The following is a 12,176-nucleotide window of genomic DNA, read 5'->3' on the forward strand; positions in this document are numbered from 1 at the left end:
CCGCGAGTTCGCGGGGGATTCACGCGGAAGTGGCTCAGTGGTAGAGCATCACCTTGCCAAGGTGAGGGTCGCGGGTTCGAATCCCGTCTTCCGCTCGGAGTCAAACTCCTGGTGGAGTGGCCGAGAGGCGAGGCAGCGGCCTGCAAAGCCGTCTACACGGGTTCAAATCCCGTCTCCACCTCGGTGGTACAACGGACTCTCCTGGGTCCGGTAAAGTTAAGTGCGCCATGCGGAAGTGGCTCAGTGGTAGAGCATCACCTTGCCAAGGTGAGGGTCGCGGGTTCGAATCCCGTCTTCCGCTCTGAGTGACAACTCAACAAGGACGATTAGCTCAGCGGGAGAGCGCTTCCCTGACACGGAAGAGGTCACTGGTTCAATCCCAGTATCGTCCACCCACGCTTTTCGGGAGTCAGACCGGGTTTCGGCCCGGTCCGGACAGCGGTCAAGCCCCAGCAACCGGCCAACGCCGAACGTCTGGGGCTTCTCTGTTTCCGAGACCGAGCCCGGTCCCGCCGCGGCGAAACGCGCCCGCAACTCCACACGCTTGCCCCCAGACGGCCGCCCGTCGAACCACTGAGGTTTCTCTGTGTCCGAGGCCGAGCCCCGCCTTGTGGGCACAGCCCGCCCGCGGCTCCACATTCTCACCCCCAGCGGACACACGCCGAACCACTGGTGCCACTTCGTGCCGAAAGCGAGCCCCGCCCTTCCGGGCAAGGCCTGTCCGCCGCTTCAGACGCGCCACCCTGATAGGCCGCCCATCGGACGACTGGGACCTCCCTGCGTCCGAGGCGGGCCCGCCCTCGCCGGCACAGCCCGCCCTTTGCCGGTGCCTTGACGCCGGGGGAATCGGTATATCGCGGGCGTTTCGAAATGCGCATACGCCGCCGCAACAGTCCCCCGTCTTCAGTAGGAGGCACCGGCCACCTGGTGGGTGATCGGCTGCCGACGGCGGTCGCGTCCAGCCTTGCGGCGGTCGGTTCCGTCGTCAGGAAAGGACTGTGATCTTGGACTCGGATTCTCTGGGTGGCATCGGCCGGCGGCGGCTGCTCGGGTGGAGCGGGTTGGCCGCTGCCGGCGCGGTGGCGGCCGGCGCGCCGCTGGTGGGCGGCAGGTCCGGCGAGCGACCCGGCGACCGGCCCGGCGACCGGCCCGAAGATCGACCCGAAGATCGGCCCGAAGATCGGCCCGAAGATCGGCTCGGTGACCGACAGCACCGTCCGGCCGCGACCGGCACCGGTGTCCCGCCGGACGCCCGTCCCGGCGGAGCCTACGACCGGTACGTGGCGAAGCTGGCCGCGGAGGGCAGATTCTCCGGCGTGGTGCTGTTGTCGCACCGGGGCCGGACGGTGCTGTCCCGCAGCTACGGCATGGCGGACAGGGAGAAGGGGATCCGCAACCACGAGGGCATCGCGTTCAGCCTCAGTTCGGCGGGCAAGCCGTTCGGCGCGGTGGCCATCCTGCAACTGGTGCAGCAGGGCAAGGTCAAGCTGTCCGACACGGTGGGCACCCACCTGAAGGGCTACGCCAGGGACGTCGCCGACCAGGTGACCATCCACCACCTGCTCTCGGGCGCCTCCGGGCTGAACACCCCCGAGGAGGACCCGCAGCGCATCTTCCGGAGCCGGGAGGAGGTGCACGCGTTCTACGAGCAGTGGGCCCGCAAGGCCAAGCTGGTGGCCGCCCCCGGCACTCCCACCGAACACGCCGGGGCCGACGTCGTCATCCCGGCGCTGATCGTGGAGGCGGTGACCGGCAGGACGTACTGGGACTACGTCGAGGAGAACATCTTCAGGCGCTGCGGCATGACCGGCTCGGCGTTCCGCACCAGGCCGCAGTGGCTCACCGACGCGCACCTCGCGCACCCTTACATGCGGCTGGCGGACGGCAGCGTGGTGGACGCCGTCCGCAATCTGGGCAAGAGCAGCTCGAACCGGTCCACGCCGGGCAAGAACCCGGGCCGCGGCTTCATCGACGTCCCAGGGGACGGCGGCTTCGCCACCGCGCCGGATCTCGTCCGGTTCGCGCACGCCCTGAGCGACGGCACGGTGCTGGAACGGCCCTACGCCGAGGTGCTCACCGCGGCCAAACTCCCCCACGGACCGCAGTCGTTCGGGGCTTACCACATGCCGGTCCGCATCGTCGGCGGTCAGTGGGTGCACGGGCGCGCCGGCGCCAACCCCGGTGTCGGCGCGAGCTGGAACATCTACCCGTACACCGGCTGGGTCGGTGTCATCCTCAGCAACACCGACGGCGGGACGCTGCAGGAGCTGACCGGACGTGAGACACAGGCGGTCACCGGAGGCACGCCCGGCGGCGGGGGCGGTGGCGGCTGAGGTGGCCCGGCGGCCGACACGAACGGAACGGAACGCCGAGGAGACACGGCCTCGCCTGCCCTGAGCCCGCGCGCGTCCCGGCTCGGCACGGCGGACACCGCCACAGAGGCGGACGTCGCCACACCTTTGAGGCCCTTCAAGCGAGCGAGGAGGAGTGGGTCGTGTATCCGAACGCCGACGCCGTGGAGGATGGGCGTTCCAGTTCTGGGGCACTGGCTCACGGCCAGACGTCCATGTACGCCATGTCGCTCATGGGCAGTCCTGTGTTCGTAACCCGCTTGCGCAGTTCGCTGCTCAGGTGTGTCTCTTCGAGCCGCTCAACCGTCACGAGGGCGGACGGCCACCTGGCCGATTCCAACCGGATCTCGGAGGGCTCTCTTCGCGTCGCGTGCCAGCCATGCTGCTGCAGCCGATGTTCGATCTCGGCGACCACGTCCTCCTTCGCGTTCTCATCGAGGTAGATCACGAGGTCGCTCAATTCGATGTAGTTGTTCTCCCACTGGTGCCCCACGACGGTGTCTTCGCCGACCACCCGGCCGACGGCCCGTAACTCCGACAGCATGGCCGGGTCTATGCGCGATATGCGGGGGGCGAAGACGAAGTGCAGCGCGGCCCACACCAAGCCCATCACGACGAGCACGACAGCTACCAGAACCACGGGCGCGGTCACGTCGCTCTTCGGGCGGTTGCGTACGTACGACCGTGTCATGCCACCCGCACCTCCGTGATCACGCTGCCGGTCAGCACGCCCGGCGATCAAGGGCGAGCGCCGCCGAGGGCACCATCGCTCCTGCGCGCCGGAACGGATCTCCCAGATCCTCTCAGAAACGGCACGGGCCTGGTTGATCGCCGACGTCGCGGCGGGCGCAACCTTGATCATTGCCATCCGGCGTCGATGATCAGTAAGTTCGTGCCAGCGAAGTGCCGGTGCGTCAAGGAAGGTGCGGATGAGTTTCCGGCTGGCGGCGTACGCGGTGTGCATCGAGGACGAGCGGGTGTTGCTCGCTCGTCACGTACCACCCACAGGCGAGCCTGCCTGGACTCTTCCCGGCGGCAGGGTCGAGCACGCGGAGGATCCGTTCGACGCGGTGATCCGGGAGATCGCCGAGGAGACCGGTTGCGACGCGGTGGTCGAACGCCTGCTGGGCGTGGACTCACGGGTGATCCCCGCCACCGTCGCCCGTGCCGGTGCCGAGCACCAGAACGTCGGCATCTTCTACCAGGCCCGCATCACCGGCGGCGAACTCCGGCCGGAGCCGGACGGCGAGATCGCGGAGTCGAGGTGGACACCGATCGCCGACGTCGCCGGGCTGCGCCGATCATCGCTCGTCGACATCGGCCTTGCCCTGGCACGGACCCTTCCGGCGACCGGCCACGTCGCTCCCGTCCCGGTCGGTGGCCTGATCCAGCATTGAGGCCACCGCCGACATCCACCCAGCCCGCCCGACCGCCGTCCACAAGGCGATGACGGTGGCCGGGCTGGAGGGGTGAGTTGCGCTACGTCGTGATCAACGGGTCGGGTGAGAGCGCGTCTACCGGCCGCCCCTGGGGCAGTTGGGGATCAGGGGGCCGGGTCTTCGCCGGTGGCGGCGGCGTCGAGCGATCGCAGGGCCGCCCGGCTGCGGGCGATCAGCTCGGGGTCGCCTTCGGCCGTGCGCAGGGCCAGGGCCTCCTGGAGCACCTCGCGGGCCTCCTCCGTGCGCCCCAGGTCGGCAAGGGTCTTGCCGAGATGCTGGAGCGGGAAGCACACCATCTCGGGTGCTTCGTTCCTCGCGAGGGTGAGCATCGCGCGGCAGAGGGTTTCCGAGGCTGCCGCGTCGCCTGCGTACCGATGGGCGTCGGCCAGGTTGAGCGACGCGGCGATCCGCCTGCCGGTCGTGTCCGCCAGGTCGAGCGCACGGCTGAGGCAGTGGATCGCGTCGCCGTACTCGCCCAGAACCAGCAGCCCGACCCCGAGCGCGCGCAGCGTGCTGTGATCGGCGGGGTCGCGGGCGCGGGCGGAGTCGACGAGCGTGGCGAGCAGGCCACGGTCGCGGGGGACCATGCGCTGGCGTTCGTCGTAGGCGATGAGCTGGTTGACTGCTTCGAAGAGCACGGCCTGACCCGGGCTACAGGTACTCGTGGGGGCCGGTGGGCACGGGTTCGGCGGAGGGCGGGTCGTCGTCGGACAGGCCGGTGAGGATGACGGCGAGTTCGGCGCGGGTGTGGATGCCGAGCTTGCGGTAGATGCGGGCCAGATGGGTGTCCACGGTGCGCTTGCTGATCGACAGCGTCGTGGCCACCTCCAGGTTGCTCATCCCGCGCAGCACCAGGTCGGTGACCCGGCGTTCGCCGACGGTCAGCACGTGGTCGTCCTGGCCGGGGGTGAGCGTGGCGACGCGGGCCGGGGCGGTGGCGGCGCGGTGCTTGTCGGCCAGGGCGGCCAGGCGGCCCGCGCCGCAGTCGGCTGCCAGCCGCAGCGCCAGGGCCAGCGTCTCGTGGGCCTTGCCGTCGTCGCCGGCCTGGCGCTGGGCGATGCCGAGGCGCAGCAGGGCCCTGGCGTGTTCGAGCCGGGCGCCCCGGTTGCCCAGCAGGGCGACGGCCTCGTGCAGCATGTCGAGCCGGACCCGTCCCTCGTGGGCGAGGCTGCCCGCGCTGAGCGCGCGGGCGACGACGGTGGGCGCGCCCCAGGCGCGGGCCAGCTCCAGCTCCCGTTCGGCCACCATGCGGGCCGCCGAGCGCTCCCCGGACAGGACGTAGGCCAGGATCGAGTTCGTGCCCCAGGGCACGCAGGCGGGGTTGGTGATGCCGGCGACGGTCAGGCGGCGGCCGCACTCCAGCAGGGTCAGCAGGCCGTCGCGCGGGCGGCCCTGCGCGAGCCGGAGGCGGCCCAGGGCGTCGAGGGCCTGCCCGGAGATCATCGGGTGCCAGTCGCCGTACGGGGCGACGGACTTCAGCGCCGACTCCGCGGCCTCCAGGTCGCCGAACTCCACCAGCACCCGGGCGGCGCAGGCGGCGGCGGCCACGTGGAAGCCCTCGGCCTGGCACTCGCGCGCGCTGGCGACGGCGGCCTCGGCGTCGGCCAGCCCGGCCTCCAGGCTGCCGAGCTGGTAGCGCACCTCGGCCCTGGTCAGCAGCGCCAGCGCCAGGCCGGTGCCGGAGCCGGCCTCCTGGGTCTCGCTGACCAGGCGTTCGGCCCAGTAGGAGGCCTCGTCGAGGCGGTCGCCCCACACCAGCGGCAGCACGGCGGCCGCCGGCACCGGGCCCTGGCCGTCGAGGCAGCGCCGGGTCTGGGCGAGCGTGCGCGGCAGGCTGCGGCCCCGCGCGCCGGTGGCCAGGGCCAGCACGCTGAGGAACTCCCTGGCGGCCGGGCTGACCAGCGTGCCGAGGGAGCGGCCGAGCCGGCGCAGGCCGAGCCGTCCGGCCGAGCGGCCCCACAGCAGCGCCTGGGCGGCGAACACGAGCAGCAGGTCCGCGCTGCCGAACTGCGGGACGGCGGCGGCGCTCTCGGCCGCGCCGGCGAAGACCTCGGCGGCCTCGGCGGAGTTCGCGGTGACCAGGATGTCGGCGAACGGCGCCAGCGACATCAGGGCGTGCGGGGCCAGCCTGACCCGGCCGTAGGCGGTGCGCAGGTGGCGCAGGCAGGCGGGCAGGTCGCGGTGCTTCTCCACGGCGCCCAGCTCGGCGGTGACCTCCAGCACGGTGTCCTGGTCGTCGGTCTCGGCCAGCGCGCGGTGCAGGTAGCCGGTGGCGTCCTGCCACGAGTGCCTGGCGGCGGCCTCGCCGGCGGCCTCGCGCAGCACGGTGACGGTGAGCGGGTCGCCGGTCGGGCCGGCCGACATCAGGTGGCGGGCCGAGCGTCTCAGCGGCGCGCCCAGCCGGTACAGCAGCGACGCGGTACGCCGGTGCAGCCGGTCGCGCTCGCCCGGGTCCATCCCGGCCAGCACGGCCTGCTGGATGCGCGGATGGGCGAAGCGGTCGGGCGGCGTGCCGGTGACCAGCCCGGCGCGGCGCAGCGTCTCCCCCGCCGCCCTGGCGGTGTCCTGGCCGTGTCCGGCGATCATGGAGGCGACCTCCATGCCGTCCTCGGGCGCGACGATGGCCAGGCTGCGCAGCAGGTCGACGCCAGCTGCGTCCACGCCTGAGCCGCTGCCGGACAACCAGCCGAGCGCGGTCTCGGTCAGCGCCAGCGCGCCGATCTCCAGCACGCGGGGCAGCTCGGCGGTCACCGGGCGCACGCCGGACCGGCCGAGCCGCCCGGCCAGCTCCCGCAGCAGCAGCGGGTTGCCCTGGGTGAGCCGGTGGCAGGCGGCGGCGACCTCCTCGCCGATCTCGTCCCCGCTCTCGTCCCCGGTCTCCTTCCCGGTCTCCTTCCCGCCGGCGAGCACCGACTCCATGAGCCGGGCGGCGCAGCGGGCGCACAGGGGCGCGGGCCGCAGCAGCCGCGTGTACGGCAGCGCCGCCAGGTCCCTGACCAGGTCGTCGGGGCCGCCGGAGTCGGCGGTGGTGTCGGCGGTGGTGAGGACCATCGCGATGGGCAGGCCGTCGAGCCGCCGGGCGATGTAGGAGCACCACTGGGAGGACTGCGGATCGGTGTGGTGCACGTCGTCGACGGCGATGATCAGCGGCCGGTCGCCGGTGAAGGACCGGGTGGCCCGGTAGAGGCCGTGCAGCAGGTCGGGGGTGACGGGATGGCCCCGGTCGAGCCCGCCGCCGAGGTCGGGGCCGACGACGGCGCTCCCGCCGGACGGCGGCGCGCGCCCGGCGGTCATGAGCGGTTCGAAGAGCTGGCGGACCACGCCGAACGGGTGGTCGCGCTCGGTGGGGTGGCCCCGGGCCATCAGCAGCAGCGCCCCCACCTCGCCCCTGGCCGCCAGCGCGGCGTTGAGCAAGGTCGTCTTGCCCATGCCCCGGGACCCCTGGATCAGCAGGACGGAGGGGCCGCCGGCACGGACCCTCGACAGCGCCTCCCGCATCGCGGCGGTCTCGACGTCACGGTGTAGCAGCGGCTGTCCCGAAGACATCGCCACTCCCCACAGTTTGGCCCCCCTGAAACTGTCCACCAGGATCATGCCGCCTCAGCCGGGCGGGCTGTCAATACCTAGGCGCACGAATCCGACTAATCCGGACTATTGGCACCAGGTTCAACAGCCGGCCCACGCCGGGGCGCATGCGCATTCCCGACGGACCAATACGTATTTTCCCCCGTCGTACCGGTGAAATGCGTACGCCGGAATTACGTCTTTACACCGGATCCGGCCCGGTGCGACTCTGCGATCAACCGATATGGACCCGATACGGGGAGGGTCATGGACCGCCCACGTCTCAAGGCGCACTTCACACCCCAGGTGATCGACGGGTCGAAGGTTTTTCTCCTGGCCGAGGGGCAGCACTACCTCGTCCAGTCGGCGGGGGCCGGGAAACTCCTTCCCTACCTGGACGGACGGCGTACCGTCGCGGAGATCGCGAGCGCGCTGAGCGACGAAGTGCCGCTCCCGCAGACGCTCATCGCCATTCGCAAATTCGCCGCATTCGGCCATCTCGCCAATGGCCGGCCCGATTGGCCGGACAGCACGCTCGCATTCTGGGACGCGCAGGGAATTGACCCGGTCCACGCCCACGACGCGCTCTCCCGCGCCGAATTCACCGTCGTAACGTGCGCGGGTGCCGACGCCGAGCCGCTGCTCCCGGTGCTGCGCGAGCACGGATTACGTATGCGTACGACAAGCGTGGAGCAGGCGGCCGCCGAGCCCGGCGGGACGATGTCGGTCGTGGTGGCCGGCGACTACCTCGACCCGGCGCTCGACCGGCTCAACGCCGCCTGCCTGGCCGCCGGGCACCCGTGGGTTCTGGTGAAACCGGGCGGGATCACGCTCTGGGTCGGCCCGGTGCTCCAGCCGGGACGCACCGGCTGCTGGGCCTGCCTGGCGCAGCGGCTGGCCGGGAACCGGCAGGTCGAGCGGTACCTGGCGGGCAAGCGCGGCGGCGGGGCGCCCTTCCACCCGGCGCGGGAGTCGGCGCCCGCCGGTCCGGCCGTGGCGGGCGGGCTGCTGGCCGTGGAGCTGGCGCGGATCGCCGCGGGGGCGGCCTCCTCGCGGCTGGAGGGCCGGATGACCACCGTCGACCTGCGCACGCTCGGCGTCATGGAGCACACCCTGGTCCGGCTGCCGCAGTGCCCGGCCTGCGGCGATCCCACGCTGATCAGCGGGCGCAGCCCCAAGGTCGCGCTGTCGGCGCGCAGCGCCCGGCACGTCACCGACGGCGGCTACCGCATCGAGCCGCCCGCGCGCACGTACGCCCGGCTGGAGAAGCACATCAGCCCGCTGATCGGCGCGGTCACCCGGCTGCACACCTTCGCCGAGCAGGACAACGGCGTCACCTACAGCTTCACCGCGGGCCACAACTTCGCCATGATCGGCGACAACATGGACCTGCTGCGGCGCAACCTGCGCGGGCAGAGCGGCGGCAAGGGCCGGACCGAGGTGCAGGCCAGGGTGAGCGCGCTGTGCGAGGCCATCGAGCGCTACTCGGGGGTCTGGCGCGGCGAGGAGCCGGTCACCGAGGCCGCCTACGCCGACCTCGACCCGGCGGTGGCCGTCCATCCGGAGTCGCTGCTGCACTTCTCCGACGCCCAGTACGCCGGCCGCGAGGAGTGGAACAAGGACCCCGCGCACCGGCTGCACCTGGTGCCCGAGCGGTTCCGTACGGACCTGCCGATCGACTGGTCGCCCGCCTGGTCGCTGACCGAGGAGCGGGAGCGGCTGGTGCCCTCCGGCTACGCCTGGTACGGCCACCCCGACCTGGAGCGCCACTTCTACTGCGTGGGCGACTCCAACGGCAACGCCTCGGGCAACTCGATCGAGGAGGCCGTCCTGCAGGGCTTCTGCGAGCTGGTCGAGCGGGACGCGGTGGCCCTGTGGTGGTACAACCGGGCCCGTCGGCCGGCCTTCGACCTGGACTCGCTGCGCGACCCGTACGTCGACACCGTGCGCGAGTTCTACCGCGGCATGGACCGCGACCTGTGGCTGCTCGACATCACCACCGACCTCGGCATCCCGGCGTTCGTCGGGGTCTCGCACCGGCTGGGGCACCCGGTGGAGGACGTCATCGTCGGGTTCGGCTCGCACCTCGACCCGCGGATCGCCGCCATCAGGACGCTGACCGAGGTCAACCAGTTCCTGCCCTCGGTGGAGCGGCGCGACGAGCGGGGCGAGACGCTCTACCTGGACGACGACGTCGCCACGCTGGCCTGGTGGAAGCAGACCAAGCTGGCCGAGGAGCCGTGGCTGGTGCCCGACCCCGCCGCGCGTCCCCGCACCCTGGCCGACTACGCCCGCTCGGACGGCGGCGACCTGGCCGGTGACGTGCAGACCTGCGTGGCCAGGGCCGCCGCGGCCGGGATCGAGGTCATCGCGCTCGACCAGAGCCGCCCCGACCTGGAGCTGAGCGTGGTCCGGGTGATCGCGCCCGGCATGCGGCACTTCTGGCGGCGGCTCGGCCCCGGCCGCCTGTACGACGTGCCGGTCTCGCTCGGCTGGGTCCCCGAACCCCGCGCCGAGGACGAGCTCAACCCGACCAGCGTCTTCTTCTGACCGGTTCGCGGGGCCCCTGGTGACGGAGAGGAGCGGGCCATGGACGAGACCAAGCTGCGGCTGCGGCGGGACGCGGAGCTGACCGAGGCGGACGGCGAGGTGCGCATCTCCGCGCCGGCCGGCTCGCTCGGCCTGCGCGGGCTCGACGCCGGGACCGCGGCCGCCCTGCGGATCCTGGCCGGCGGCGACGCGGGCGAGACCGCCCTGGCGGCGACGGTGGGCGAGGCCGGGCTGCTGCGCTGGAACCTGCTGGTACGCCGCCTGTCCAGAGCCGGTCTGCTGGAGTACGCCGCGGCGGGGGCCCGGCTGCGCCCGGTCGGCGCCGGGGCCGTGGAGCCCGCGCCCGCGCCGGCGGCCGACACGCCGATCAGGCTGTCCCGCTTCGCCGTCGTCACCGCCGGGGACGGCGTGCTGACCGTGCGCTCCCCGCGCAGCCCGGCGGTGGTCGAGCTGTCGCCCGCCGCCTGCGGGCTGCTCGGCGCGCTGGCGTCCTGGACGACCCCGGCGCAGGCTCCGGGACAGGGGCAGGCGCTGCGGTTCCTGGCGGCGGCGGGCGTGCTCGCCACCGGCCCCGAGGACGACGACCTGTCCCAGGCCCAGTGGCACCCGCGCGACCTGTGGCTGCACGCCCACAGCCGCGGCCCCCGCTACACCGGCCGGTACGGCGGCACGTACGCCTTCACCTCCCGCTTCGACCCGGTGCCCGCCGACCCCCCGCCGTTCACCGGCGAGCGGATCGAGCTGCCCCGCCCCGACCTGGAGCTGCTGGCCAAGACCGACCCCAGCCTGACCGACACGCTGGAACGCCGCCGCTCCCTGCGCGAGCACGACCCGGACGCGCCCATCACGCTGGCCCAGCTCGGCGAGCTGCTCTACCGGACGATGCGGCGGCGGGCCGTGTTCACCTCGCCGGACGGCCAGGAGCTGGCCGACCGGCCCTACCCCTCCGGCGGCTCGGTCCACGAGCTGGAGGTCTATCCGCTGATCGTGTCCTGCCAGGGGGCCGAGCCGGGCCTGTGGCACTACGACACCGCCGGGCACGCCCTGGAGCTGGTCTCGCCGCCCACGCCCGCCGTGCGGGCGCTGGTCGAGCGGGCCAGGTCGGCGGCCCAGCTCACCGGCGACCCGCAGGTGGTGCTGACCGTCACCGCCCGCTTCGGCCGGGTGATGTGGAAGTACGAGACGATCGGCTACTCGCTGGTCCTCAAGCACGTGGGCGTGCTCTACCAGACGCTCTACCTGGCCGGCACGGCCATGGACCTGGCCGTGTGCGCGCTGGGCGGCGGGGACGCCGCCGACTTCGCGCTGGCCAGCGGCCTGGACTACCTGACCGAGGGCAGCGTCGGCGAGCTGATCGTCGGCAGCCGGCGGTGATGGGCACATGACGGCACGACGGCGGCCCGGCGGCCGCTTCCAGGGGACGGCGTGATGAAGTTCCGGTTCAAGGCGTTGCAGCGCATGCGGGAGCCCGACGAGCTGGACTCGCCGACGCTGCTGGCCTCCCCGCGCGGGTGGATCGCCACGTTCGTGGTGCTGATCATCGTGGTGGCCGCGGGGGTGTGGTTCTTCGCCGGGCGGCTGCCGGTCACGGTGCCCGCCGTGGGGCTGCTGACCCATCCCGGCGGCACCGCGCGGCTGCAGAGCCCGTACGGCGGGACGGTGCGCTCGATGCTCGTCCAGCCGGCCGAGGCGGTGCGGGAGGGCCAGGCGGTGGCGGTCATCGCCGCCGACGGCGGGACGGAGCAGGTGGTGCGCAGCCCGTTCAGCGGGCAGGTGGTCGCCGGTTCCGCCGTGCCGGGGCACGTGGTCAGGGAGGGCGAGGAGCTGCTGCTCATCGAGCGTACGGACGCGCCGGGCGACCGGCTGGTGGCGATGCTGTTCGTGCCGGTCGACCGGGCGATGGGCGTGGTGCCGGGCAAGCCGGTCGATCTGGCGGTCTCCTCGGCGCCGCCCGGCGCGTACGGGCTGCTGCGCGGCCGGGTCGCGTCGGTCAGCGCCTATCCGGTGATGACCGAGCAGGCCGCCGACCTGGTGGGCGGCGAGGACCCGGCACGCGGTTACCTGCGCAGCACGCCGTCCAGGCTGGTGATCGTGGACCTGGTGCGCGATGCCGGCACGCCGTCCGGTTACGCCTGGTCGACCAGGAAGGGGCCGCCGGTGGGCCTGCAGTCGCAGGTCTCCGTCAGCGGCGCGATCGGGCTGGGCAGCCAGACGCTGTTCGACCTGCTGCTCGGGCGCTGAGGTGGGCCGCGTGCAGGCCCCCGCCGCCCGG

At 72.8% G+C, this 12,176-nt stretch carries 8 protein-coding genes and 4 tRNA genes; 9 read left to right on the plus strand and 3 right to left on the minus strand.

What is annotated here, in order from left to right:
• Positions 1 to 23 precede the first annotated feature (23 nt).
• From ACIBQ8_RS09545 to ACIBQ8_RS09565, 5 genes are all read left to right on the plus strand, one after another.
• Positions 24 to 95, plus strand: a tRNA-Gly gene (locus tag ACIBQ8_RS09545).
• Positions 96 to 110: 15 nt separating this feature from the next.
• Positions 111 to 181: transfer RNA gene (locus ACIBQ8_RS09550), tRNA-Cys, on the plus strand.
• Between the two features lie 48 nt (positions 182 to 229).
• Positions 230 to 301: transfer RNA gene (locus ACIBQ8_RS09555), tRNA-Gly, on the plus strand.
• Positions 302 to 320: 19 nt separating this feature from the next.
• A tRNA-Val gene (locus ACIBQ8_RS09560) sits at positions 321 to 392 on the plus strand.
• A gap of 612 nt (positions 393 to 1,004) precedes the next feature.
• The gene (locus tag ACIBQ8_RS09565; protein ID WP_397191687.1) at positions 1,005 to 2,333 is read left to right on the plus strand and encodes a serine hydrolase domain-containing protein; all 1,329 of its coding nucleotides are present in this window, start codon (positions 1,005 to 1,007) and stop codon (positions 2,331 to 2,333) included.
• 217 nt (positions 2,334 to 2,550) lie between these two features.
• Here ACIBQ8_RS09565 and ACIBQ8_RS09570 read toward each other — a convergent pair whose 3' ends face one another.
• Positions 2,551 to 3,219 (minus strand): hypothetical protein, encoded by a 669-nt coding sequence (locus tag ACIBQ8_RS09570; RefSeq protein ID WP_397191688.1) that lies wholly within the window; start codon positions 3,217 to 3,219, stop codon positions 2,551 to 2,553.
• Positions 3,220 to 3,280: 61 nt separating this feature from the next.
• Between ACIBQ8_RS09570 and ACIBQ8_RS09575 the strand changes: the two genes are divergently transcribed.
• On the plus strand, positions 3,281 to 3,748 hold the full coding sequence (locus tag ACIBQ8_RS09575; RefSeq protein WP_397175081.1) for an NUDIX hydrolase: 468 nt from the start codon (positions 3,281 to 3,283) through the stop codon (positions 3,746 to 3,748).
• A 146-nt stretch (positions 3,749 to 3,894) separates the two neighbouring features.
• Here ACIBQ8_RS09575 and ACIBQ8_RS09580 read toward each other — a convergent pair whose 3' ends face one another.
• Complete coding sequence (locus ACIBQ8_RS09580) at positions 3,895 to 4,428, minus strand: tetratricopeptide repeat protein (RefSeq protein WP_397191689.1); 534 nt, start codon at positions 4,426 to 4,428, stop codon at positions 3,895 to 3,897.
• Between the two features lie 13 nt (positions 4,429 to 4,441).
• The gene (locus ACIBQ8_RS09585; protein ID WP_397191690.1) at positions 4,442 to 7,336 is read right to left on the minus strand and encodes an AAA family ATPase; all 2,895 of its coding nucleotides are present in this window, start codon (positions 7,334 to 7,336) and stop codon (positions 4,442 to 4,444) included.
• Positions 7,337 to 7,621: 285 nt separating this feature from the next.
• Here ACIBQ8_RS09585 and ACIBQ8_RS09590 point away from each other — a divergent pair, with 285 nt between their 5' ends.
• From ACIBQ8_RS09590 to ACIBQ8_RS09600, 3 genes are read left to right on the plus strand one after another with little or no spacing between them, the layout of a single operon-like run.
• On the plus strand, positions 7,622 to 9,904 hold the full coding sequence (locus ACIBQ8_RS09590; protein WP_397191691.1) for a TOMM precursor leader peptide-binding protein: 2,283 nt from the start codon (positions 7,622 to 7,624) through the stop codon (positions 9,902 to 9,904).
• Positions 9,905 to 9,943: 39 nt separating this feature from the next.
• Positions 9,944 to 11,278 carry a SagB family peptide dehydrogenase gene (locus ACIBQ8_RS09595; RefSeq protein WP_397191692.1) on the plus strand — a complete coding sequence of 445 codons (1,335 nt, stop codon included), beginning with the start codon at positions 9,944 to 9,946 and terminating at the stop codon, positions 11,276 to 11,278.
• Positions 11,279 to 11,332: 54 nt separating this feature from the next.
• Positions 11,333 to 12,145 carry an HlyD family efflux transporter periplasmic adaptor subunit gene (locus tag ACIBQ8_RS09600; RefSeq protein WP_397175072.1) on the plus strand — a complete coding sequence of 271 codons (813 nt, stop codon included), beginning with the start codon at positions 11,333 to 11,335 and terminating at the stop codon, positions 12,143 to 12,145.
• Positions 12,146 to 12,176 lie beyond the last annotated feature (31 nt).

Origin of the sequence: Nonomuraea sp. NPDC049646 (assembly GCF_044465525.1) — a bacterium.
Lineage (GTDB): Bacteria > Actinomycetota > Actinomycetes > Streptosporangiales > Streptosporangiaceae > Nonomuraea.

Coding starts and splice junctions, on each gene's coding strand:
- ACIBQ8_RS09570 (WP_397191688.1), bottom strand. CDS start 3,219: ATGGCAATGATCAAGGTTGCGCCCGCCGCGACGTCGGCGATCAACCAG.
- ACIBQ8_RS09575 (WP_397175081.1), top strand. CDS start 3,281: ATGAGTTTCCGGCTGGCGGCGTACGCGGTGTGCATCGAGGACGAGCGG.
- ACIBQ8_RS09585 (WP_397191690.1), bottom strand. CDS start 7,336: ATGTCTTCGGGACAGCCGCTGCTACACCGTGACGTCGAGACCGCCGCG.
- ACIBQ8_RS09590 (WP_397191691.1), top strand. CDS start 7,622: ATGGACCGCCCACGTCTCAAGGCGCACTTCACACCCCAGGTGATCGAC.
- ACIBQ8_RS09595 (WP_397191692.1), top strand. CDS start 9,944: ATGGACGAGACCAAGCTGCGGCTGCGGCGGGACGCGGAGCTGACCGAG.
- ACIBQ8_RS09600 (WP_397175072.1), top strand. CDS start 11,333: ATGAAGTTCCGGTTCAAGGCGTTGCAGCGCATGCGGGAGCCCGACGAG.